Origin of the sequence: Massilia violaceinigra (assembly GCF_002752675.1) — a bacterium.
Lineage (GTDB): Bacteria > Pseudomonadota > Gammaproteobacteria > Burkholderiales > Burkholderiaceae_D > Telluria_A > Telluria_A violaceinigra.
Window position 1 is genome coordinate 2,047,168 of the sequence record NZ_CP024608.1, and the last position, 22,681, is coordinate 2,069,848.

Genomic DNA, 22,681 nt, shown 5'->3' on the forward strand with positions numbered 1-22,681 from the left:
GCGCATGGAGCTGGCCGGCTACCTGCTGCCGCTGCTGAACGCCCTGTGGTGGCCGTTCATCCGCAACCTGGCGCTGCTGTCGTCGGCGCCGGTGGTGGGCGACATCCTGGTGCCGCTGCCGGTGCGCGTGCTGCTGTCGCTGGTGCTGTCGTTCATGATGCTGCCGTTTTCCCCGGGCAATGCGGTGGTCGACCCGTTTTCCGTGCTTGGCATCGCCACCACCCTGGAGCAGGCCGTGATCGGCGGCGTGCTGGGGCTGGCCATGCATTTTTCCATGTCGGTGATCAATGTGCTCGGCTACCTGGTCTCGAGCCAGATCGGTTTTTCGATGGCGCAGATGAACGATCCGGTCAACGGCACCGCCTCGGATGTGGTGTCCGGCATGCTGTCGCTGCTGGCCATCATCGTGTTTTTCGCCATCGACGGCCACCTGGTGCTGACCGGGGTGCTGGCGGCTAGCTTCAAGGCCTGGCCGGTCGGCGGCGGCTACGGCCCGGTGCTGCTGCATACCGTGGCGCTCAAGGCGGCCTGGATTTTCGCCGCCGCCATGCTGCTGGCGCTGCCGATCGTGTTTTCGACTTTGGTGGTGCAGCTCGGCTTTGGCCTGTTGAACCGGGTGGCGCCGTCATTGAATTTGTTTTCGCTGGGCTTTTCGCTGACCACCCTGTTCGGCCTGATGATGCTGGTCCAGATCGTGCGTTTCATTCCCGAACACTACATTGCGATGAGCAACCAGGTGCTCGAACTGATCCAACAACAGATGAAGGCGGCCCATGGCTGACGACGCGAGCGGTGGCGACAAGACCGAAAAGGCTTCGCAGCAAAAGCTGCGCAAGGCCCGCGATGAAGGCCAGGTGGTGCGTTCGCGCGACCTGGGCACCGCCATCGGCATCCTGATCAGCCTGAAACTGTTCGCCATGCTGCTGCCGACCTACCTGTTGTCGTTTCGTAACCTGTTCGACCTGGTCTTCATTCCGCTGGGCCCGGACGGGGCCATGGAAAACGCCATGTCGACCATCTTCAGCAGCGCCATGTGGCTGTTGATCAGCATGGTGCTGCCGCTGCTGGGCGTGCCGTTCGCGGTGGTGCTCTCGTCCCTCATTCCCGGCGGCTGGGTGATCAGCACCAAGCACTGGGAACCGAAAATGAACCGCCTGTCGCCGATGAAGAACCTCGGCAACCTGTTCACGGCCAAGCACGGCATCGGCGTGGCCACCTCGGTGGCCAAGGCGGTGGTGCTGGGCTGGGTGCTGGTGCACGTGAGCCGCTCGGGCATGAGTGCCTTTGTCGAGCTGCAAAAAATGCCGCTCAGCGTGGCCCTGTCGACCGGCGCCGGCCTGATGCTCGACGCCCTGATGGCCATGTGCATGGTATTCATCATGTTCGCCGTGCTCGACGTGCCGATGCAGGCATTCTTGTTCGCGCGCAACCAGCGCATGAGCAAGCACGACCAGAAGGAAGAGCACAAGAGCAGCGAAGGCAAGCCGGAAGTGCGCCAGCGCATCCGCCAGCTGCAGCAGCAGATGGCGCGCCGCAGCGTCAACAAGACCGTGCCCACGGCCGACGTGGTGATCGTCAACCCGGAACACTACGCGGTGGCGCTCAAGTACGAGGCCAGCCGCGCCGAGGCGCCCTTCGTGGTGGCCAAGGGAGTCGATGAAATGGCCCTGTACATCCGCCAGATTGCACGCCAGCACAATATCGAGACACTCGAACTGCCGCCCCTGGCGCGCGCGATCTACAATACCAGCCAGGTCCAGCAGCAAATTCCGGCCCAGCTGTACCAGGCCGTGTCGCAGGTGCTCAACTATGTGCTGCAACTGAACGCTTTCCGTGCCGGCCGGCGCACTGCGCCGCCACGTTTTCCCAACGAGGTGGTCGTGCCATCTCATCTGAGTGAGGTTCCCGCCACATGAGTTTCTTGAACAGCCTGCTGGTCGAGTTGAAGCGGCATAAATTTGCCACGCCGGTATTCCTGCTGGTGATCCTGTCGATGATCATCCTGCCGCTGCCGCCGGTACTGCTCGACGTGCTGTTCACGTTCAACATCGTGCTGGCGCTGATCGTCATCCTGGTGTCGGTCTCGGCCAAGCGGCCGCTCGACTTCTCGGTGTTCCCGAGCGTCATTCTCGGCACCACCATGCTGCGCCTGACCCTGAACGTGGCCTCGACCCGGGTGGTGCTGCTGCACGGCCACGAAGGCAGCGACGCGGCCGGTAAAGTGATCGAAGCCTTCGCCAATGTGGTTATCGGCGGCAATTTCGTGGTCGGTTTCGTGGTGTTCGTGATTTTGATGATCATTAACTTCGCGGTGGTGACCAAGGGCGCCGAACGGATTTCCGAAGTGTCGGCGCGCTTCACCCTGGACGCGCTGCCGGGCAAGCAGATGGCCATCGACGCCGACCTCAACGCCGGCCTGATCAACCAGGAAAAAGCCCAGGTGCGGCGGCGCGACGTGGCCGCCGAAGCCGACTTCTACGGCGCCATGGACGGGGCCTCGAAGTTCGTGCGCGGCGACGCGGTCGCCAGTATTTTGATTCTGATTATCAATATGGTGGGCGGCGTCGCGATCGGCTCGCTGATGCACAACCTGTCGTTCGGCGACGCCTTCCGCCTGTACGCGCTGCTGACCATCGGTGACGGCCTGGTGGCGCAGATTCCGGCGCTGCTGCTGTCGGCTGCGGCGGCGATCCTGGTGACCCGGATCAGCGATTCGGGCGATTTCGAACAGCAGGTGGGCGGGCAGTTGCTGGCCTCGCCGGCGGTGCTGTACAGCGCCTCGGGCATGATGCTGGCGCTGGCCATGGTGCCGGGCATGCCGTGGATGATGTTCGGCATTTTCGCCATCGTGCTCGGCTATGTGGGCTGGCGTCTGGGGCGCATGGTCAAGGCGCCCGACCAGGCCGGGGTGGCGGCGATCGAAGCGGCCCTGCGCGACGAGCGCGCGCCCGAGCTCGAATGGCATCAATTGCCGGCGGTGCAGCCGCTGACGGTGGCGGTGGGCTACAAGCTGGTCGGGCTGGTCGACGCCGCCCAGGGCGAGCCGCTGACCAAGCGCATCAAGGGCGTGCGCCAGAGCCTGTCGGAAGCGATGGGGCTGCTGCTACCGCAGATCAACGTGCGCGACGACCTGTCGCTGCGCCCGACCCAGTATTCGATCATGCTCAGCGGCACCGTGGTGGCGGAAGCCGAAGTGGTGCCGGACTGCCTGATGGCGATTCCCTCGCCCTCGGTGTACGGCCAGCTCGACGGCATTCCCGGGATCGAACCGGCCTACGGCATGGCCATCACCTGGATTGCGCCGGCCGAGAAGGCCCATGCGCTGGGGCTGGGTTACCAGGTGGTCGAGGTGCCGAGCGCGATCGCCACGCACTGCTCGAAGGTGGTGCGCGACTATCTGCCGGATTTGTTTCGCCATGAAGACGTGCCGGCGATCCTGGAGCGGCTCACGGCGCTCTCGCCGAAGCTCTCGTCGGCGCTGGACAAGGCGCTCACGCACACCCAGCTGCTGCGGGTGTTCCGCGTGCTGCTGGCCGAAAATGTGTCGCTCAAGGATATCGTGGTGATCGGCACCACCTTGCTCGACAGCTCGGAAACGACCAAGGACCCGATTCTGCTGGCGGCCGAGGTGCGCTGCGCGCTGCGGCGCCAGATCGTCACGGCGCTGTTCGGCAAGAAGAAGGAAATGCCGGCGTTCAATCTGTCGGCCGAGCTGGAGAATATGCTGCTGGGTTCCCTGAACCAGGCGCGCCAGGGCGGGAAGGTCGCGCTCGACAATTTCCCGATCGATCCGCAGTTGCTGTCGCAGCTGCAGCTGAACATGCCGGTGGCGCGCGAGCAGATGAAGCAGCAGCAGAGTGCGCCGCTGCTGCTGGTGCTGCCGCAGATCCGGCCATTGCTGGCGCGTTACGCGCGCCTGTTCGCGCCGGGCTTGCACGTGCTTTCTTACAACGAAATCCCCGAAAACCGCGATGTGAGCATTGTCGGAACAGTCGGATAAGTTTCCTTATCGGCGGCCGCCGGTGAGGAAACACTGACCGGGACGACGGCTCATGGTTCACCGTAAGCCATGTCGCCCGGCAGCGGCCCCTCGGTAAACCGCACCGTCGTTGCCGCCTCCGGCCTGGAGGTCCCTGCCAGCAGCAGCGCCACTTCCGCCATGGCCCGGAACAGCGGCGGGGGCAGGGCGGCGCTGATCTGGGATGAGTACTGCTGCAGCGGCTTGCCCGGCCATATTCCCTGCCTGACGCTGGCACGCGCCAGGCGCAAACCGGCCAGTTCGATCGCCTGCTTGAGCGCCGGCAGCGCCTGGCGCAGTAGCGCAACCGCGCGCGGATGCTCGGCCGCCAGTTCCATCAAGACCCCATCGACCAGTTCCAGCTGCACCGTGGCATGGCTGCCGTCAGCCAGCACCACGTCAAGCCGCAACGCGGCCTTGGCGCGCTGGCGCCGGCTGGGCGGCGGATCGGGCAAGCCGGTCAGCAGGCGCAGCGCCAATTGCTGGCCGCCCGCGCCCGGCAGCACGAAACGCCACGCTTCCGGGTGCCACAACAAGGTTGCCTGATGCGGCACGGCGCTCGCCTGCAGGGCTTGCTGAGGGCCCGACATCAATAGATTGCCCGACATGAACTGGGCCCGTCCCTGCTGCTGCAAGGTGGCCAACTGGGCCGCGTAGGCACGCACCATGGTGCGCCATGCGTTGGCCAGGCTGGCGCCGTCGAGCACCGGCCAGGCCAGCTGGCGCGCCATGAAGACCTGGTCGGTGCGCATCGAGGCGCTTTCGTTCAGGTTGGCAGGCAGGCCGGCGCCCGACCCGGCCGCGGCCACCGGTTCGGAGACCGGCAGCGGCAAGCCCATGCCCGCGGCCCCCGCCTTGGCCGGCGCCGGCAGCAGCGACACCGGCGCCAGCGGTGCAATCAGCGGCGCGCCCAGCGGTTGCGAATGGATGGTAGACATGGCGTTCACGCATGGTCAGGATAAAAAAAGAGCCAGCCGGGTGGCCGGCTGGCTCGGTCGTTGCCCGGCTGACTACGCCGGCGGCCGTGCCGCTTACTGCAGCAGCGACATGACCATCGAGGACATGCTGTTGCTCTGCTTGAGCATGGCGGTGCCGGCTTGCAGCAGCATCTGGTTGGTGGTCATTTTCGAGCTTTCGCTGGCGAAGTCGACGTCCATGATGCGGCCGGTGGCAGCCTTGCTGTTGGTGCTGATGTTCGACAGGTTGTTATAGACGTGTTCGAGGCGGTTGGCCGAAGCACCCAGGGCCGAGCGCACGGTGCCGATCGAGGCGATCGCGGTCGAGAGCTTGTCGATGGTGGTCGAAGCGGTGCCCACACCGGTCAGTTCGGTGCCGACCGTGTTCGGGGCGGCGTAGTTGGCGGTGGTGGCGCCGACGTCGGTGCCCAGGGTGGTCATGCTGGCAGACATGTCGACGGTCATTTTTTCACTGGTGCTCGAACCGATCTGGAACGTCATGGCCGAAGCGATGGTGCCGCCGACGAGCAGCTTGGCGCCGCCGAAGGAGGTGTTGTTCAATACGTTGTTCAGTTCGGTGCCGAGGGCATCGTATTCCGACTGCATCGCGGTCTTGTCGGCCGAGGTGGAGGAGGCATCGGCCGATTGCGTGGCCAGATCCTTCATGCGCACCAGCATGTTGCTTACTTCGTCGAGCGCGCCTTCAGCGGTCTGCAGCATCGAGGTCGAATTCTGGGTGTTGCGCATTGCAACGGCCATGCCGCTGGTCTGGGCTTTGAGGCGGGTGGCGATCTGCAGGCCGGCGGCGTCGTCCATCGACGAATTGATGCGGTAACCGGTCGACAGGCGGGTCATCGAGGTCGACAGGCTGCCTTGGGTACGGTTGATCGAATTTTGTGCGGACAGGGCAGCGTTGTTAGTGTGCAGACTCAGCATGATCGAACTCCAGGTATAGGGGGTGGGGGTTGTCGGAGCCGCGGTGTGCTGCGCTCTTACTAGTACAAGACGACCGTTTCGCCGGCCGCGTTAAGTGCCACATGGAAATTAATCGAACTATTTTCTGTGCATGAAAAAAGCCAGCCGGATGAGGGCTGGCTTTCTGGGGAACCCGGCTTGCTCAGCCGGGCATCCTTGCGGATTACTGCAGCAGCGACATGACCATCGAGGACATGCTGTTGCTCTGCTTGAGCATGGCGGTGCCGGCTTGCAGCAGCATCTGGTTGGTGGTCATTTTCGAGCTTTCGCTGGCGAAGTCGACGTCCATGATGCGGCCGGTTGCAGCCTTGCTGTTGGTGCTGATGTTCGACAGGTTGTTGTAGACGTGTTCGAGGCGGTTGGCCGAGGCGCCCAGGGCCGAACGCACGGTGCCGATCGAGGCCAGCGCGGTCGAGAGCAGGTCGATGGTGGCGTTGGCGGTGGCGGTCAGTTCGGTGCCTGGGGTGCCCGGCACGGTGTAGGTGCCGCTGGTGGCGCCGATGGCGGTGTTCAGGGCGGTTACGTCGGTGGCCAGGTTGACCGTCATTTTTTCACTGGTGCTCGAACCGATCTGGAAGGTCATCGAGGAAGCGATGGTGCCGCCGATCAGCAGCTTGGCGCCGCCGAAGGTGGTGTTGGTCATCACGTTGCTCAGTTCCTTGCCGAGGGCGTCGTACTCGGCCTGCATGGCGGTCTTGTCGGCCGTGGTCGAGGAGGCATCGGAAGCTTGCGTGGCCAGATCTTTCATGCGCACCACCATGTTGCTCACTTCGTCGAGCGCGCCTTCAGCGGTCTGCAGCATCGAGGTCGAATTCTGGGTGTTGCGCATTGCAACGGCCATGCCGCTGGTCTGGGCTTTCAGGCGGGTGGCGATCTGCAGGCCGGCGGCGTCGTCCATCGACGAATTGATGCGGTAGCCGGTCGACAGGCGGGTCATCGAGGTCGACAGGCTGCCCTGGGTGCGGTTGATCGAGTTTTGCGCGGACAGGGCAGCGTTGTTGGTGTGAAGGCTCAGCATGGTCTAACTCCTGGGGGTTGGGTGGTTGCTTCTTGGAGCCGCACTGGTGTCGCGCTCTCATCAATACAAGGCGACACTTTGATCTGGATCATTAAGTGCCACATGGAAATATATTCGAAATAGATGTGTGTGTTGTCGCTATGGACATCTTGCAGTGCGGATGGACGAAAAAAAACCAGCCGGGGGAGGGCTGGTTTTTGTGGCAACCCGGCGGCTGCGCCGGGCATCCTGGATGATTACTGCAGCAGCGACATGACCATCGAGGACATGCTGTTGCTCTGTTTCAGCATGGCGGTGCCGGCTTGCAGCAGCATCTGGTTGGTGGTCATTTTCGAACTTTCGCTGGCGAAGTCGACGTCCATGATGCGGCCGGTTGCAGCCTTGCTGTTGGTGCTGATGTTCGACAGGTTGTTGTAGACGTGTTCGAGGCGGTTGGCCGAAGCACCCAGGGCCGAGCGCACGGTGCCGATCGAGGCGATGGCGGTGGAGAGCTTGTCGATGGTGGTCGAGGCGGAGCCGGCGGCGGTCAGTTCGGTGCCGACCGTGTTCGGGGCAACATAGTTGGCGGTCGTGGCAGTCACGTCGGTCACCAGGGTGGCCATGTTGGCACTCATGTTGACGGTCATTTTTTCGCTGGTGCTCGAACCGATCTGGAACGTCATGGCCGAGGCGATGGTGCCGCCGACGAGCAGCTTGGCGCCGCCGAAGGAGGTGTTGGTCAGCACGTTGTTCAGTTCGGTACCGAGTGCATCGTATTCCGACTGCATGGCGGTCTTGTCGGCTGCGGTCGAGGAGGCATCGGCCGATTGCGTGGCCAGATCCTTCATACGCACCAGCATGTTGCTCACTTCGTCGAGTGCGCCTTCAGCGGTCTGCAGCATCGAGGTCGAATTCTGGGTGTTGCGCATCGCAACGGCCATGCCGCTGGTCTGGGCTTTGAGGCGGGTGGCGATCTGCAGGCCGGCGGCATCGTCCATCGACGAATTGATGCGGTAACCGGTCGACAGGCGGGTCATCGAGGTCGACAGGCTGCCCTGGGTGCGGTTGATCGAATTTTGCGCGGACAGGGCAGCGTTGTTGGTGTGAAGGCTCAGCATGGTCAAACTCCTGGGGTTGGGTGGTTGCTTCTCGGAGCCGCACTGGTGTCGCGCTCTCATCAATACAAGGCGACGCTTTCATGCAGGTCATTAAGTGCCGCATGGAAATATATTCGAAATAGATTTGCGTGTTATCACTCTGGACACGCGGCGCGGGAGGACGAAAAAAAAGCCAGCCGGGTGGACGGCTGGCTTTCTGGGGAACCCGGCTTGCTCAGCCGGGCGCGGTACTTATGGCTGATTGCGGATTACTGCAGCAGCGACATGACCATCGAGGACATGCTGTTGCTCTGTTTCAGCATGGCGGTGCCGGCTTGCAGCAGCATCTGGTTGGTGGTCATTTTCGAGCTTTCGCTGGCGAAGTCGACGTCCATGATGCGGCCGGTTGCGGCCTTGCTGTTGGTGCTGATGTTCGACAAGTTGTTGTAGACGTGTTCCAGGCGGTTGGCCGAAGCACCCAGGGACGAACGCACGGTGCCGATCGAGGCGATCGCGGTGGAGAGCTTGTCGATGGTGGTCGAGGCGGTGCCGGCGGCGGTCAATTCGGTGCCGACCGAGTTCGGGGTGGTGTAGTTGGCGGTCGTGGCGGTGACGTCGGTGACCAGGGTGCCCATGCTGGTGGACATGTCCACGGTCATTTTTTCACTGGTGCTCGAACCGATCTGGAACGTCATGGCCGAGGCGATGGTGCCGCCGACGAGCAGCTTGGCGCCGCCGAAGGAAGTGTTGGTCAGTACGTTGTTCAGTTCGGTACCGAGGGCATCGTATTCCGACTGCATCGCGGTCTTGTCGGCTGCGGTCGAGGAGGCGTCGGCTGCTTGCGTGGCCAGATCCTTCATACGCACCAGCATGTTGCTTACTTCGTCGAGCGCGCCTTCAGCGGTCTGCAGCATCGAGGTCGAGTTCTGGGTGTTGCGCATCGCAACGGCCATGCCGCTGGTTTGGGCTTTCAGGCGGGTGGCGATCTGCAGGCCGGCGGCGTCGTCCATCGACGAATTGATGCGGTAGCCGGTCGACAGGCGGGTCATCGAGGTCGACAGGCTGCCTTGGGTGCGGTTGATCGAGTTTTGTGCGGACAGGGCAGCGTTGTTTGTGTGAAGGCTCAGCATGATCAAACTCCAGGTGTAGGGGGTGGGAACTTCGGAGTCGCGTTGCTTCGCGCTCTCCCAAGTACAAGACGACCGTTTCCCCCAAGTCATTAAGTGCCACACGGAAATAAATTGAATTATTTTTCCGTTGTGCTGAGGGAGCACCCTGCAGAAACGATATTTCCCTTTGTAATGAATGGCTTAGTGAATGCATGACCCGATTGAGAACGGATAAACCCCGGCCGCTGAGCGCGCGCCAAGATGAGGTTCTTTCATCTTTCGGAGAGTTATCATGAAATGTTTGCTTAAATCATCTGTCTTGTTGTTCGCCATGGCCTGTCTGACCCACGGCGCCGGGGCCGAGCCGCCATCCATGACGCAGCGCACTGCCGATGTCGTCCGCACCACCCTTGTGGGCGGGGAAACATTGGTCATGAAGGGGGCACGACTGATTGCCAGGCTGGCAGATGACCGGAGCACGCATTACTTCTATAAACAGGGCCGGCTCTCCAATATCTACCATTCGGACGGCAGGTTCGCCAGCTATTACTACGATGACGAGCAGCGGCTCGAGCGGATCGAGTTTTCCGATGGACAGGTGCAGCGGGCGGTGTATCAGGCTGGTGCGCTGGTATCGATCGACAGTTCCTCGGGCCAGCGCATGCTCATGGCGCCGGCACCGGCGCTCGACAATCGGGTGGCAGCGGCCCCCGGCAAGCAGGCGCAGCTCACCTCGGCGGCGCTCTCCACTGCCCCGGGAACGGCGGTGGCGACCCCGGCGCCGGATGCCCTCAACAAAAAACTGATTGCCATCGTGGGCTGGCAAGAAAAGAGCTGGGAGTGCCGTCTCGCGCCTGATGAACAGACCATTTGCACCGGGCGCGGGGGAGGCGGCGACAGCGGCGGCGGTAGTGGTGGCGGCGGCGCCCCTTACGGCGGCGCCGGCTGGACGCCCGGCGATGGCGCTCCCTCCGGCGGTGGTGGAGGTGGAGACGGCGGTGGCGGTGGCGGTGGTGGAAACGGCGACAGTTATGGCGGCGGCCCGCGCTATCCGACCAATTTACCCACGCGCATGAGTTGCCTGTCCGCTGCGAGCGAAACCTTCGAGATCATGCGCGATCAGGTGTGCACCATGGTCCGGGATCCGACTATCTGCATGGAGCAGAACTTGTTGCTCTTTCAGCAGCTGTGGCACGAATGCATCGCCAGGTTCCCCCATTAAGCCTTCGCCTGTGAGGAGAAAGACCATGATTTCCATCGGATCGGATGACCTTCGACGCATCCAATATTTCATCTTCGCGGTCCAGCGGCTCAACGGCATCGCCGACGTCCTTTCCACCTGGATGGCGAATGGGACGATGACCGCCTGGGATGGCACGCCGGCCCGCTTTGCCGACTGCGAAGCGACGGCGATGGTGTATTTCGACGCGCGCGCCGGACAGGAGGAGCTGCGGCGCGACTATCTGGCGGCACTGCGGGCGGCTCGCCAGATCGACCAGACCCTGGCCGCCTTCCTGGCCGGTGGCGCCCAGGGCGACCTGAATGCCTTGCTGGAGCAGGCCAGCGCGGCGCTGAACCAGTTTGCCGGCATGATCGAGAGGCTGCCGGACTACCCCGGCGCGGAAATGGACGCTCCCGCATTCAGGACGGAAGCGCGCCACTGTTTATCGCTGCGCCAGGCTGCATAGCGGACGGTGCCCGGTTGCGGGCGGCGCCTGCCGTCGGCCTCCGGATAAGTGCTGCGCAGCCGGTTCGTGTTGGCTTATCATTGTCATCCCGGCACGGCGCGCTGCGCGCCACGCGCACTTTCCCAACTCAACCCACCATGATGGTATGCCCCCGAACAATGCTTTAATCCGCGCCAGCGGCCTGGATACCCTGCGCGCCGTCGCCATTGCGCTCGTGTTGATGTCTCATTATGGTGGTTTTGTCAGCGGTAAAGACACCTTCGGCGTGGTGGGCAGCGTCGGCTGGACCGGGGTGGATCTGTTTTTCGTGCTCAGCGGCTATCTGATCGGCAACCAGATTTTGTCGGCGATCGCGCGCAAGGAAGCATTTTCGTTGAAGGCGTTCTTTGCCAAGCGCCTGTTGCGCACCTTGCCGAATTATTACTTCATGCTGGCCTTGTATTTTCTGCTGCCGGGCTTGCTCGGCGGCTCGAGCACGCCGCCGCTGTGGCAATTCCTGACCTTCACGCAGAATTTCGGGCTGGCTTACGGGCAAACGTTTACCCATTCCTGGTCATTGTGTATCGAAGAACAATTTTATCTGGCGCTTCCCCTGGTGACGCTCGCGGTCGTGCGCTGCAAGCGGCCGCTCGCCGTCGCCTGGTGCCTCATCGTGGGCGCCATCGCCGCCGGCATGCTGGCGCGCGGCAGCGCGTTTGTGCTGTACGAGTACGATGCGTTTTCGGCGCAGACGTATTACTCCACCTGGTGCCGCTTCGACGAATTGCTGCCGGGCGTGGCCATCGCCATGCTCAAGAACTTTCATGGCGCCCTGTATGAAAAGATCCTGGCAAAGGGCAATCTGCTGCTCGGTACCGGGCTGGCCGCCGTCGTCGCCACGCTGTATTGCATGGAACAGGAATGGCCCGATCCGATGCTCTCGACCACCTTCGGTTTTTCGCTGGTCGCCATCAGCTACGCCTTGCTGGTCATGGCGGCGCTCAGCCCAACGTCGCTGCTCGGCCGGGTGCGCGTGCCCGGCGCAACTCAATTAGCGCTGTGGTCGTACGCCATCTACCTGATCCACAAACCGATCTTCATGGTCGCCGCGCCGCGTTTGCGCGACATGAAGATCGATGTCAACGCGCCGCTGACCGTGCTGCTGCTGTTCGCGGTCAGCATCTTCGCCGGCTGGCTGCTGTTTCGCTGCGTGGAGACCCCGTTCATGCAGTTGCGCGCGCGCTGGTATCCCTCGCAACGGGCGCCGGCGGGACTGGTGCCAGCGGCCTGAGCAGGGGGCTTGCTTGGCTGGCCGGGAAGCAATCGATCCGGATTGAGTGGGAAGCCACGGGCGTAAAAACCCGTTCGGGAAGCTTGCTTCGGGAAGCGGCTACTTCGCGGGCGCTGCTGGTGGCGCGGCTGCCTGTGGGACGGTGATGATGATGGGGGGAGGCTGCAGGTTGGCTTGCGACGGAGGTTTCTCCGTCATCCTGGAGACGGCAAATATGCCGCCAATGCTGGCAAGGCCAAAGCCGATGACCCACTTGACAATATCCATCATGCCTTTTTGCATATCAGCGCGCATTTTTTCGTAACTGTTCAGCCTGAATGACCAAAGCAATCAGCGGTTGTAAACTATGTGCAATTGCCGCATCATGTTGTCATGCCACCGAAACCGCCTCGTCCCGACCTCACGCACCTGTCCGATACCGATAAGGACCGGCTCATCGACGCCTTGTTTGCGCGCCTGGACGCGGTCGAAGCGAAACTGGGCATGACCAGCGAGAATTCGAGCAAACCGCCATCGTCGGATGGCCTAGCGAGAAAGCCGAAGACTAGCTCGTTGCGCGGCAAGTCTGGCAAGGCGGTTGGAGGCCAACCTGGCCATAAAGGCAGCACGCTCAAGAGGGTGGCCGAGCCCACCGGAACGGAGGATCATCCGCCGCCGTCGCACTGCGACCGCTGCCACAGTGCGTTGCCCCTGGAGCAGGCAAAAATGCTGGACAGCCGTCAGGTATTCGATGTGCCGGCGATGAGCTTCGAGGTGATCGAACACCGCGTCTACACGGTCGTATGCGCCTGCGGCCAGCGGCACGACAGCGCTTTTCCCGCCGCAGTCAGCGAAGTGGCGCAATACGGTCCGAATGTGCGCGCACTGGGCGTGCATCTGACCCAAGGACAGATGCTGCCATATGCCCGCGCCGCCGAGTTGATTTGCGAGATGACGGGCTTATCGGTATCGCCGGCAACGCTGCACGCATGGGTTGGCGATGCCAGCGTGGCTTTGCAAGGCACAGCCGACCTGATCGCACGGCAGTTGCACCACGCGCCAGTGCTGTGCGCCGACGAATCCGGCCTGCGTGTGGACGGCAAGCTGCACTGGATGCATGTGGCGGCCACTGCGGATCTCACCTGGTACGGCATGCACGCAAAGCGCGGCCTGGAGGCTATCGTCGCGCATGGCATTCTGCCCAAACGCCTCGGCGTCCTGGTGCACGACTGCTGGGCTCCCTACTGGAAACTCGACGATGGCCTGCACGCCTTGTGCAATGCTCATCTCCTTCGAGAACTGGTTTATGCGCAAGAGGTGACCGGCCAGGACTGGCCGGCCGCCATGACGGAACTGCTGCTCAACGCTCATAGACTGAGCGCGGCGGCGCGCCAGCAAGGCCGGCCATTTGACGCCGATGCCATCGCCGCCTTCACCACCGTCTACAACGATATCGTGCGCGCAGGCGAACAATTGAACCCTCTCAAACTCAAGCCCGACGGAAAACGTGGTCGCTGCAAACAGTCAGACGCCCACAATTTGCTGCGCCGCTTCCGACTGCACGCCGACGCCATCTTGCGCTTCATCGCCGACCCCACCGTCCCGTTCTCCAACAATATTGCTGAACGGGCCGTGCGCATGCCCAAGGTCAAACAGAAAATATCGGGCTGCTTCCGCACCGTTACCGGCGCCGCCAACTTCTGCACCATCCGCTCCTGCCTCGACACGCTACGCAAGCAGGGACACAGCATGTTGGAAGTGTTGCGTCGGGCATTTGCTGGCGATCCGATCATGCCAGCTGCGTAGCGGCCGAACAGTTAACAATCGCATTCAATACCATGGTCAAACCGAAGCGCAAACTGACCTCCGCCCAGAAAAGGGAGAAGGCGCAGTTCATGACAATCTTCATCAACGGAAAACAAAAACGGGTGCGTCGTCCGGTCCTGATGGACGGCCTGGGTCCCGATGAGTTCTACTTGCGAAATGCCGATTCGATCGCGCTGCATCAAGACGGGCTATGGGAATGCACAGCGGCGGCCGAACAAGGCGACATCGCTTTCACCGATGCGAATGACGCGGATTGCTTTGGTCATTCAGGCTGAATAGTTACATTTTTTCTATATCCGCACGCATTTTTTCCATATCTGCGCGCAGTTCGGCAAAGGCAGTGCGTAGCTCTGCGAAGCCAGTCTTCACGCTGACATCGAAATTCGCCAGGCGCGCATCAACCCGCGCCTCGGAGGCGTCGAGCTTGGCGTTGATCTCGTCTTTGGTCGGGGTTGTCATCTGGTCTGCCATACCGGTTTCTGGAAGAGTATGCCTTGCCTGTCGCGCTTTGCCACCATTGGTATCATGTTCGACAGCGCCAACGGCGAAACGTTCGCCCGGCATGAGCTTGCCGATTTCCTCCGGGTGCCTGACGGTCGGGCACCGGAATGTAATAGAATTCAGGCTGCGGCCATCCTGGCAGGTAGCCGCATCCATGTCGGACTCGAAGCGGCGCGCCATTCGGCCGCTATGGGTTTTTGTCGGGAATGATTTGCTCGCCGCCTTGTGGCCCGTCCGGCGCACATCAGCCACCCAGCTTCCGTTCCTCTTTCCAATAAACGCCACCCGTCATTTCTCCGTCCTGAGCGCGCAGGAAACCACACAATGCCGCACACCGAGCATGAGTGACGGAGCGATACCAGCGCAATAATAACGAAATATAGTATGAAATCAAGCACTTACCGAAGCAGAAGAGTCTCTGTCGCGCCGATGATGGACTGGACCGACCGGCACTGCCGCAAGTTCCACCGCCAGATCACGCGCCATACCTGGCTCTACACCGAGATGGTGACCACCGGCGCGCTGGTATACGGCGACGTCGAGCGCCATCTGCGCTTCAATGAAGAAGAGCATCCGGTCGCCCTGCAGCTGGGCGGCAGCGACCCGGCCGATCTGGCCACCAGCGCCAAACTGGGCCAGCAATGGGGCTATGACGAAATCAACCTGAACTGCGGTTGCCCGTCGGAGCGGGTGCAGAAGGGCGCGTTCGGCGCTTGCCTGATGGCCGAACCGCAACTGGTGGCCGATTGCGTGAAAGCCATGCGCGACGCCGTGACCATCGACGTCACCGTCAAGCACCGCATCGGGATCGACCGCAACGAGGAATACGGTTTCGTGCGCGATTTCGTCGGCACCATCGCCGATGCCGGCTGCAACACCTTCATCGTGCACGCGCGCAATGCGATCCTGAAGGGCTTGTCGCCCAAGGAAAACCGCGAGATTCCGCCGCTCAAGTACGAGGTGGCGTACCAGCTCAAGCGCGAGTTTCCGGACCTGGAAATCATCATCAACGGCGGCATCAAGACGTCCGACGAGATCGCGCTGCACCTGGCGCATGTGGATGGCGTGATGATGGGGCGCGAGGCTTACCATAATCCGTATGTCATGGCCGAGTACGATGCGCGCTTTTACGGCGACACGGCGCCGGTCAAGACGCGCGAGGAAGTGCTGGCCGCGATGATCCCTTATATACAGGCGCAGCTGGAGCAGCATGCGGCGCGCGGCTTGAAACTGAACACCATTACGCGCCACATGCTGGGGCTGATGGCCGGGCTGGGCGGTGCGCGCAGTTTCCGCCAGGTGATGTCCGACCCGAAGCGCCTGGCCGCAGCCGATCCGCATCTGCTGCTGGAAGCGGCGGCCGGGATGCGTCGGGCGTCGTAACGTCGGGCGCCGTAGCGTCGGGCGCCGCCGCGCCGCGCCGTATGGCAGGAGCGCAGGACCGCGCCACGTTTGCCCCCGCCCGGCAGCCACGCCTGCCTCCCTCGCTTTCCCCACCACCGCATGCCCGCCCTTGACTGGGCATGCGCGCTGTCTTCCCCCCGCGCTCTGTAGTTACATCCATGAAACCCTCTTTCAATTGCGCAAACGCATTTTTCCTTGCTCTATGGCAAAAAATACCTCTATAATCCCTTCATCTTTTGCCCGTTTTGTGATCTGCGGCAACGCCACGTCGCCTGTTGTTGCACTGAAACAATTCGTTCTCAAATCAACTTTTTTGCATGCGCAGTCACTGTTTTGATTTATCCTAAATGGAACGCAGATAGCCATGCGTTTCTTCAAAGACAGCATCAAGCCGGTCCCAGCAGGACCGCACAGTACACGCGGTGACCCTGATTAATCGATCAATCGTTCCATAGAAAAGACGCGAAATGAATTTATCCAACATGAAGGTCGGCACCCGTTTAGGTCTTGGATTTCTCCTGGTCCTGTCTTTTCTGGTCGCGGTCACCATCGTCGGGATCATCAGCATGGCGCAGATCCAGGCCCGTTTGGATAACGTCGTCGGCGTCAACAATGTGGTGACCCGTCTGGTGATCGACATGCGCACCAATGTCAGCGAGCGCATCGTGTCGCTGCGCATCCTGACCCTGATGACCGATTCGGGCGACATGGAACCGGAAATGAAGCGCATCAAGGAACAGACCGCCAAGTACGATGCCGCCCAGAAAAAACTGAGCGAGAAATTCGCCAGCGGCGCCTCGGCCGAGGAAAAGAGCTTGCTGGCCCAGATCAAGGAACATGAAGCGCTGGCCATGCCGGCCCTGGCCAAGGCGTCCGAACTGTGGATGGCCGACAAGGCCGAAGACGCGACCCGCGTGATGATCAAGGAAATCCGCCCGGTCCAGAAAAAATGGATGGATGCGCTGGAACAGCTTGCCGCCCTCGAAGACAAGCTCAATAGCTCAGCCCAGAAAGATGCCGAAAACGGTTTTGAAAACGCCCGCCTGACCATGCTGATCCTGGGCGGCGTCGCCATCCTGCTGGGCGGCATCGCGGCCGTCTTCATCACGCGCGGCCTGCTCAAGCAGCTCGGCGGCGAACCGGACTACACCGCCAGGATCGCCAGCAGCATCGCCCATGGCGACCTGTCGGTCCGCATCGATACCAGCGGCGCCGAGAAGGGCAGCCTGCTGATGGAAATGCGCGAAATGCGCAACAGCCTGAAAGACATCGTCGGCCAGGTGCGCGGCGGCACCGAAACCATCGGCACCGCGTCGCGTGAAATCGCAGCCGGCAATATCGACCTGTCTTCGCGTACCGAAATGCAAGCGAGCGCCCTGGAAAAGACCGCCTCGGCCATGGAAGAACTGACCTCGACCGTGAAACAGAACGCCGACAATGCCCGCGAAGCGAACCAGCTCGCCGCCAGCGCCTCGGACGTGGCCCGCAAGGGTGGCGACGTGGTGTCGCAAGTGGTCGACACGATGGGTTCGATCAACGCCTCGGCCAACAAGATTGTCGACATCATCGGCGTGATCGATGGGATCGCCTTCCAGACCAACATCCTGGCGCTGAACGCGGCGGTGGAAGCGGCCCGTGCCGGCGAACAGGGCCGCGGCTTTGCGGTCGTCGCCTCGGAAGTGCGCAACCTGGCGCAGCGTTCGGCGGCGGCGGCGAAAGAAATCAAGACCCTGATCGGCGATTCGGTCGAGAAGGTCGAGCGCGGCAGCAAGCTGGTCGGCCAGGCCGGCGTGACGATGGATGAAGTCGTCGCCAGCGTCAAGCGCGTCACCGACATCATGGGCGAGATCGCCAACGCCAGCCAGGAACAGAGCGCCGGCATCGAGCAGGTGAACATGTCGATCATCGATATGGACAGCATGACCCAGCAGAACGCGGCCCTGGTCGAACAGGCCGCCGCCGCCGCCCAGAGCCTGCAGGACCAGGCCAGCGAGCTGGCGCACGTGGTCAGCATCTTCAAGCTGATCGAAGGCGAAGAAACCCATGTCGCCGCGCCTGCCGCGCTGGTGGCGGCGCCGGCCCGTCCGGCCAACGCAGCGCCGCTGCGCGTGGCCAAGCCGGTCCTCAAGCGTCCGGCGCCGGCTGCATCGGCAGCGCCCGCCAGGCCGAAAAAGGCGGCTGCCACGAGCGGCAGCGATGAATGGGAAGAATTCTGATCCGCTTCCCGGCCGGCCGCACAAGGCAGGGCAGGGTGGATGGAGGGATGCGGCGCAAGCTGCAGCGTTAGCGCCGACGTGATACAGGCGCGCGGTTGTACCTTATTTCCAGGGAAATTGTATGTTGACCTCTACGCGTTTGATGAGTGCGATGGGCGCCTTGCTGGTGTGCGGCGCCGCCGCGGCGGCCGAAGTACCGGCCAGTTTCGATGCCGGCAAGTGCAAGGCCGAGTATCCCAAGGCGTCGCTGATGAACGAGGAACAGGGCACGGTGTCGATGTCCTTCCTGGTCGGCCCGGACGGCTCGGTGGTCGAATCGAAGCTGGAAAAAACCAGCGGCTTCAAGAATCTCGACAAGGCCGCCATCAAGTCGATCAGCGCGTGCAAGTTCAAGCCGGGCACCAAGGATGGCGCCCCGGCCCAGACCTGGACCAAGGTCGACTACGCCTGGAAGCTCGACTGATCGCTTAGCCACCGTTCCACGCGGCCAGCCCGCCCGGGCCGGTCGCCGCGGCAGCGCACGCCTGCGCTGGCCGCGAAAAATAAACATGGCCGTTTACTTATTTCTGACGTGCATGTATGTTCGCGCGCATGCACATCAAACTCCTCATTGCCGCGGCCTGCTTGCTGGGGCTGTTTTCGACCATCGGCGCGGCGCTGCCGTATCCCATCCTGCCGCCCCTGTTCGCCTCGGGCGCCAGCAATGGCCTCAATTCCTTCCTCGGGCTGCCGCCCAAGATGCTGTTCGGCCTGGCCCTGACCATCAATCCGCTCGGCCTGCTGATCGGCAATACCTTGCTTGGACCGCTATCGGACCGCTATGGCCGCCGCCCGGTACTGATGGTGACCACCTTCGGCGCCGCCCTCGGCCATGTGCTCACGGCGCTGGCGCTGCTGCTCGAATCGTATCCGCTGTTTATCCTGGCCCGCTTCGGCACCGGTTTGTTGGAAGGCAACGGCGCCGTGGTGCGCGCCATGCTGGCCGACCGTCTCGAGGGCGAGCTGCGCGTGCGCGCGCTGTCGTGGCTGAACGGCGCTTTCTACCTGGGCTGGCTGGCCGGGCCGCTGCTGGCCGGCGCCACCGTGGTGTGGGGCATCACCGTGCCGTTCTGGATCGCCGCCGGTGCGCTGGTGCTGACCACGGCGCTGGTGGCGGCGGTGCTGCCGCGCGAGACGGCGTCGCTGGCCACCACCTCGTGGTGGTACGTGGCGCGCCACCAGCACGCGTTTCACCTGCTGCGCCACGCCGACCTGCGCAAGCTGTTCATCGTGCAGTTCGCCTATACCTGCGGCGTGACGGCGTTTTACGAGTTTTATCCCCTGTGGCTGGTGGAATTTCCCGGCTACGGCGCGCCCGGCATCGCCTGGATCACGGCCGGTTTGTGCGCGGTGATGACGTTGACGGCCGTATTCGCCGGTCGCCCGAGCCGCATTGCGCCGCTGCAGCGGGCCGCCTGGAGCGCGTTCGGCGGCGCCGCCGCCATCGCCGCGCTGGCGCTGGGCAATGTGTGGCTGGGATTGGTGGCGATCGTGCTGTTCGGCATTCCGAATGCGTTTTATAACGCCATCGTGCCGGGCTGGTGCGCCGAGCGTTTCGGCGCCCTGGGGCAGGGCGCGGTGATGGGTTTGCTGTCGACCACGTTTTGCCTGGCCAATATCGTCATGGCGCTGGTCGGCTCGGTGCTGCCCCTGGTCGATACGCGTCTGGTGCTGATGCTGGGCGCCGTGCTGTCGGCCTGGGCCGCGTGGCGCCTGCTGGGCTGGCGCGTGCAGATGGCCGGTCCCGCCGCGACAGGCGGGACCGGCGAAGGCTGAGCGGCGAGTCAGCCCGCCGGTGGCGGCTTGACCAGGGCCGTCGGCAGCGGCTGGGTGACCGCGTTGGGGCCCGCCGGAGCGCGCAGCATGGTCGGATCGAGGAAGCTGGCGGCGCGCCGGCTGTAGGCGGGACGCATGTGGATGGTGTCCGTGTACAGCGGCGAACCGGTCTCGTCGAGCACCGGGCAGACATTGTCCTTGCACATGAACTGGGCCGGTTCGATGACAATGGCGCCGGTGTCGGCGGCAATCGCGGTCAGGCGGGCGAGCGGCGCGGCGTTGCGCTGGCGGTAGTCGGCCAGGTCGAACATGGGCACCTTGGGCACCGGCGCGATGGCGCCGAAACGCGAGCCGGTGTACATCGACTGCGGATCGAAGGCGGAACCGGACGGCGGCTGCAGCACCAGGAATACGCGCTTGCCGTTCTTGCGCAGGTTGGCCATGCTGGCGCGCAGCGACTCGTAGGCCAGTTCCTGCGCATCGGCCGCCGGGAAGGTTTTCTTGACCGCGCCCTTTTCATACAGCAATTCGTGCTGGCCGGCGTTGAAGTAGCCGTACCAGGCCGCGCCCACCACCACGGTGTCGACTTCCGGGCTGTTGGCCAGCGCGTAGGCCGCCTTGACCGTCTTGGGACACAGCGGGAAGCGGAATTGCGGCAAGCGCACCGTGTGCTCGATCGGCGGGCAGCCGCCGGCGGTGGCGAAGATGACGCTGCTGAAGCGCGCCGGATCGCTGGCCACCGCGTGTTCGATGCGCGGGCCGTACTGCTGCACCACGGAGTCGCCCAGGAACACGGTCAGGCCCGGACCGCGGCTGACGGCTTTCTGGAACACCACGCCGTCGTAGCGCATCGGCGCCAGGGTCGGGCCGGGGAACTGGCTGTCGTTCAAAGCCGCCAGATACGGCTCGGCGCCATGGGTATCGATGCGTTCGCGCAGCAGGCTGGTGCTGATCGTCAGACCGAGCACGGCAATGGCGACCATGCCCAGGCCGAGCGACCAGGTCGTGCGGCTGCGGTCGCGCCGTTCGCGCAGCGGGATTTCGACCAGGCGATAGGTCAGGTAAGCGAGCACGAAGCCGGCGCCCACGAGGACCAGCTTGACGACGATCGGCGGCTTCTGGCCGTAGATGATGTGGCCGTAAGACAGCAGCGGCCAGTGCCACAGGTACAGGGGATAGCTGATCAGCCCGATCGCGACGGGCAGGCGCCGGCCCAGCACCAGGCGGTTGAGCAGGGCGTTCTTGCCGGCCAGGATCAGCATGCAGGCGCCGCCGACCGGCAGCATGGCCCACCAGCCGGGGAATACCGACTGCGCATTGGTCAGCCAGAAGGCCAGGCCCAGCAGCAGCGCGCCGCCCAGCGACAGCGCCGTGCCGTGCCGCTCGAAGCGCTGCGGGTGATGCAGGTGCAGGTAGGCGACCACGCCGCCGGCCATCAGTTCCCAGAAGCGCGTGAGCGGCGAAAAGAACGCGGCCACCGGATGGTCGGTCACCAGCAGCACGTTGGCGCTCATCGAGATCACGAAGATCACGCCGGCGACCCACAGGAAGCGCAGCTTGCGCGAGAACACCAGCCACAGGATCAGCGGCCACAGGATGTAGAACTGTTCTTCGACGCCGAGCGACCACAGGTGCAGGAACGGCTTGGTGATGCCGTCGTTGTCGAAGTAGCCGGCTTCATTCCACAGCACCAGGTTCGACACGAACAGCGTGCCGGCCACGGCATGCTTGCCGATCTGCTGGAATTCGCCCCGCAGCAGGATCACCCAGCCGAAGGCGAGGGTGGCCAGCATGACCACGGTCAGGGCAGGGAAAATGCGGCGGATGCGGCGCACGTAAAAGTCGGCGATGCTGAACGTGCCCTTTTCGAGCTGCGAAATCAGGATCGAGGTAATCAGGAAGCCGGAAATGACGAAGAAAATGTCGACGCCCACGAAGCCGCCGGCGAACCAGGTCGGCCAGGCATGGAACACGATTACGGCGATGACCGCCAGCGCACGCATGCCATCGATATCGGGCCGGTAGGCGAGGGCGCCTGCGTGCGCGGTATGCAAATTGGTTTGAATGACTGTCTCCAGGAGAAATTGAGTAAAAAACAATGCCGACAACACGCGCATTATAGAGGAAGCGCTCCGGCGGGTTGTAAATAGTTCAATCCAGTGCGCGTGTCAATATTGTCGAAAACACCCTGTGTTTTGCCCTTTTTATCGGTTCGACAGCGCGCGCCGGGCGGCGTTCCCATTTTAAGGCGGCGGGCACGCCGCGATCAAAGCCGGGTGCCCGTTCGGGCTCGCTCAGCCGGGCGCGTCGTCCTCGTGCGCGCTCTGGCCGATCCAGATGCGGTGCGGTCCCGGCCCCTTGCTGGCCAGCTTGTCTTGCGGATTGCGCAGCCGGCAGCGCTCCAGCGAGAGGCAGCCGCAGCCGATGCAATCATCCAGGGTGTCGCGCAGTTTCTTCAGTTGGGCCATGCGCAGGTCGAGGTCCTGGCGCCATGCGGCCGACAGGCGCGCCCAGTCGTCGCGGCTGGGCGCCGTGCTGCCGAGTGTGGCCAGCGCGGCCTCGATCTCGGCCAGGCTGACCCCCACGCGCTGCGCCACCCGGATGAAGGCGATGCGGCGCAGCACGTCGCGCGTGTAGCGGCGCTGGTTGCCGCCGCTGCGCGCGCTGGCGATCAGGCCCTTGGTTTCGTAGAAATGCAGGGTGGACACGGCGACGCCGCTGCGGCGCGCGACGTCGCCCACCGACAATGTCGGGAACGCTGCGCCCGGTGCGAATTTATCTGGCACGGAAGACTCCTTGACCTCAACTTAACTTGATGTTTTAGACTGG

At 63.2% G+C, this 22,681-nt stretch carries 22 protein-coding genes; 12 read left to right on the plus strand and 10 right to left on the minus strand.

All coding sequences use genetic code 11. The annotated features are described in order from the left end of the window. The first annotated feature begins 4 nt into the window (after nt 1-4). The 3 genes from fliR to CR152_RS09150 are packed head-to-tail and all read left to right on the plus strand — an operon-like array spanning nt 5 to nt 4,000. The gene (gene fliR, locus CR152_RS09140) at nt 5-781 is read left to right on the plus strand and encodes a flagellar biosynthetic protein FliR (protein WP_099874640.1); all 777 of its coding nucleotides are present in this window, start codon (nt 5-7) and stop codon (nt 779-781) included. After that, on the plus strand, nt 774-1,916 hold the full coding sequence (locus tag CR152_RS09145; RefSeq protein WP_099874641.1) for an EscU/YscU/HrcU family type III secretion system export apparatus switch protein: 1,143 nt from the start codon (nt 774-776) through the stop codon (nt 1,914-1,916). The genes fliR and CR152_RS09145 overlap by 8 nt, the downstream gene beginning before the upstream one ends. Beyond that, nucleotides 1,913-4,000, plus strand: coding sequence for a flagellar biosynthesis protein FlhA (locus tag CR152_RS09150; protein ID WP_099874642.1), 2,088 nt, complete (start codon nt 1,913-1,915; stop codon nt 3,998-4,000). The genes CR152_RS09145 and CR152_RS09150 overlap by 4 nt, the downstream gene beginning before the upstream one ends. A 50-nt stretch (nt 4,001-4,050) precedes the next feature. Here the strand turns inward: CR152_RS09150 and CR152_RS09155 are convergent, their stop codons facing one another. From CR152_RS09155 to CR152_RS09175, 5 genes are all read right to left on the minus strand, one after another. Beyond that, nucleotides 4,051-4,956, minus strand: coding sequence for a flagellar hook-length control protein FliK (locus CR152_RS09155; protein ID WP_099874643.1), 906 nt, complete (start codon nt 4,954-4,956; stop codon nt 4,051-4,053). Nucleotides 4,957-5,049: 93 nt separating this feature from the next. Next, a complete protein-coding gene (locus CR152_RS09160) occupies nt 5,050-5,910 on the minus strand; it encodes a flagellin N-terminal helical domain-containing protein (RefSeq protein WP_099874644.1) in 861 nt (286 codons plus the stop codon). 202 nt (nt 5,911-6,112) lie between these two features. Continuing rightward, entirely contained in the window at nt 6,113-6,967 is an 855-nt protein-coding gene (locus CR152_RS09165) for a flagellin N-terminal helical domain-containing protein (protein ID WP_099874645.1), read from the minus strand. 236 nt (nt 6,968-7,203) lie between these two features. Continuing rightward, complete coding sequence (locus tag CR152_RS09170) at nt 7,204-8,064, minus strand: flagellin N-terminal helical domain-containing protein (RefSeq protein ID WP_099874646.1); 861 nt, start codon at nt 8,062-8,064, stop codon at nt 7,204-7,206. A 248-nt stretch (nt 8,065-8,312) separates the two neighbouring features. After that, entirely contained in the window at nt 8,313-9,173 is an 861-nt protein-coding gene (locus CR152_RS09175; RefSeq protein WP_099874647.1) for a flagellin N-terminal helical domain-containing protein, read from the minus strand. A gap of 271 nt (nt 9,174-9,444) precedes the next feature. Between CR152_RS09175 and CR152_RS33590 the strand changes: the two genes are divergently transcribed. The 3 genes from CR152_RS33590 to CR152_RS09190 all read left to right on the plus strand — a co-directional run bounded on the left by CR152_RS33590 (nt 9,445) and on the right by CR152_RS09190 (nt 12,110). Continuing rightward, nucleotides 9,445-10,374, plus strand: a complete 930-nt coding sequence (locus CR152_RS33590) for a hypothetical protein (protein ID WP_167399877.1) — start codon at nt 9,445-9,447, stop codon at nt 10,372-10,374. A 25-nt stretch (nt 10,375-10,399) separates the two neighbouring features. Next, nucleotides 10,400-10,840 carry a hypothetical protein gene (locus tag CR152_RS09185; protein ID WP_099874649.1) on the plus strand — a complete coding sequence of 147 codons (441 nt, stop codon included), beginning with the start codon at nt 10,400-10,402 and terminating at the stop codon, nt 10,838-10,840. 145 nt (nt 10,841-10,985) lie between these two features. After that, nucleotides 10,986-12,110, plus strand: coding sequence for an acyltransferase family protein (locus tag CR152_RS09190; RefSeq protein ID WP_099874650.1), 1,125 nt, complete (start codon nt 10,986-10,988; stop codon nt 12,108-12,110). Between the two features lie 99 nt (nt 12,111-12,209). Here CR152_RS09190 and CR152_RS09195 read toward each other — a convergent pair whose 3' ends face one another. Beyond that, a complete protein-coding gene (locus tag CR152_RS09195) occupies nt 12,210-12,380 on the minus strand; it encodes a hypothetical protein (protein ID WP_157778398.1) in 171 nt (56 codons plus the stop codon). A 102-nt stretch (nt 12,381-12,482) separates the two neighbouring features. Here CR152_RS09195 and tnpC point away from each other — a divergent pair, with 102 nt between their 5' ends. Next, entirely contained in the window at nt 12,483-13,895 is a 1,413-nt protein-coding gene (gene tnpC, locus CR152_RS09200; protein WP_099874652.1) for an IS66 family transposase, read from the plus strand. Nucleotides 13,896-13,984: 89 nt separating this feature from the next. Then, nucleotides 13,985-14,191, plus strand: a complete 207-nt coding sequence (locus tag CR152_RS33790; protein ID WP_208640098.1) for a hypothetical protein — start codon at nt 13,985-13,987, stop codon at nt 14,189-14,191. A gap of 4 nt (nt 14,192-14,195) precedes the next feature. On the opposite strand, the gene CR152_RS09210 is transcribed toward CR152_RS33790, so the two are convergent. After that, the gene (locus tag CR152_RS09210) at nt 14,196-14,669 is read right to left on the minus strand and encodes a hypothetical protein (protein ID WP_157778399.1); all 474 of its coding nucleotides are present in this window, start codon (nt 14,667-14,669) and stop codon (nt 14,196-14,198) included. A 132-nt stretch (nt 14,670-14,801) separates the two neighbouring features. On the opposite strand from CR152_RS09210, the gene dusA reads away from it, so the two are divergent. Beyond that, a complete protein-coding gene (gene dusA / locus CR152_RS09215) occupies nt 14,802-15,800 on the plus strand; it encodes a tRNA dihydrouridine(20/20a) synthase DusA (RefSeq protein WP_099874654.1) in 999 nt (332 codons plus the stop codon). Between the two features lie 192 nt (nt 15,801-15,992). Here dusA and CR152_RS32775 read toward each other — a convergent pair whose 3' ends face one another. Then, nucleotides 15,993-16,187: a hypothetical protein gene (locus tag CR152_RS32775; protein ID WP_157778400.1), complete on the minus strand. Its 195-nt coding sequence runs from the start codon at nt 16,185-16,187 to the stop codon at nt 15,993-15,995. A 101-nt stretch (nt 16,188-16,288) separates the two neighbouring features. On the opposite strand from CR152_RS32775, the gene CR152_RS09220 reads away from it, so the two are divergent. The 3 genes from CR152_RS09220 (at nt 16,289) to CR152_RS09230 (ending at nt 19,852) form a co-directional block, all read left to right on the plus strand. Then, nucleotides 16,289-18,037: a methyl-accepting chemotaxis protein gene (locus CR152_RS09220; protein ID WP_229413323.1), complete on the plus strand. Its 1,749-nt coding sequence runs from the start codon at nt 16,289-16,291 to the stop codon at nt 18,035-18,037. 121 nt (nt 18,038-18,158) lie between these two features. Beyond that, the gene (locus CR152_RS09225; RefSeq protein WP_099874656.1) at nt 18,159-18,500 is read left to right on the plus strand and encodes an energy transducer TonB; all 342 of its coding nucleotides are present in this window, start codon (nt 18,159-18,161) and stop codon (nt 18,498-18,500) included. A gap of 128 nt (nt 18,501-18,628) precedes the next feature. Then, on the plus strand, nt 18,629-19,852 hold the full coding sequence (locus CR152_RS09230) for an MFS transporter (protein ID WP_099882123.1): 1,224 nt from the start codon (nt 18,629-18,631) through the stop codon (nt 19,850-19,852). A gap of 8 nt (nt 19,853-19,860) precedes the next feature. Here CR152_RS09230 and CR152_RS09235 read toward each other — a convergent pair whose 3' ends face one another. Then, entirely contained in the window at nt 19,861-21,906 is a 2,046-nt protein-coding gene (locus tag CR152_RS09235) for an acyltransferase family protein (RefSeq protein WP_157778401.1), read from the minus strand. Between the two features lie 240 nt (nt 21,907-22,146). Next, nucleotides 22,147-22,638, minus strand: coding sequence for a redox-sensitive transcriptional activator SoxR (gene soxR / locus CR152_RS09240; RefSeq protein WP_099874658.1), 492 nt, complete (start codon nt 22,636-22,638; stop codon nt 22,147-22,149). Nucleotides 22,639-22,681: the final 43 nt, after the last annotated feature.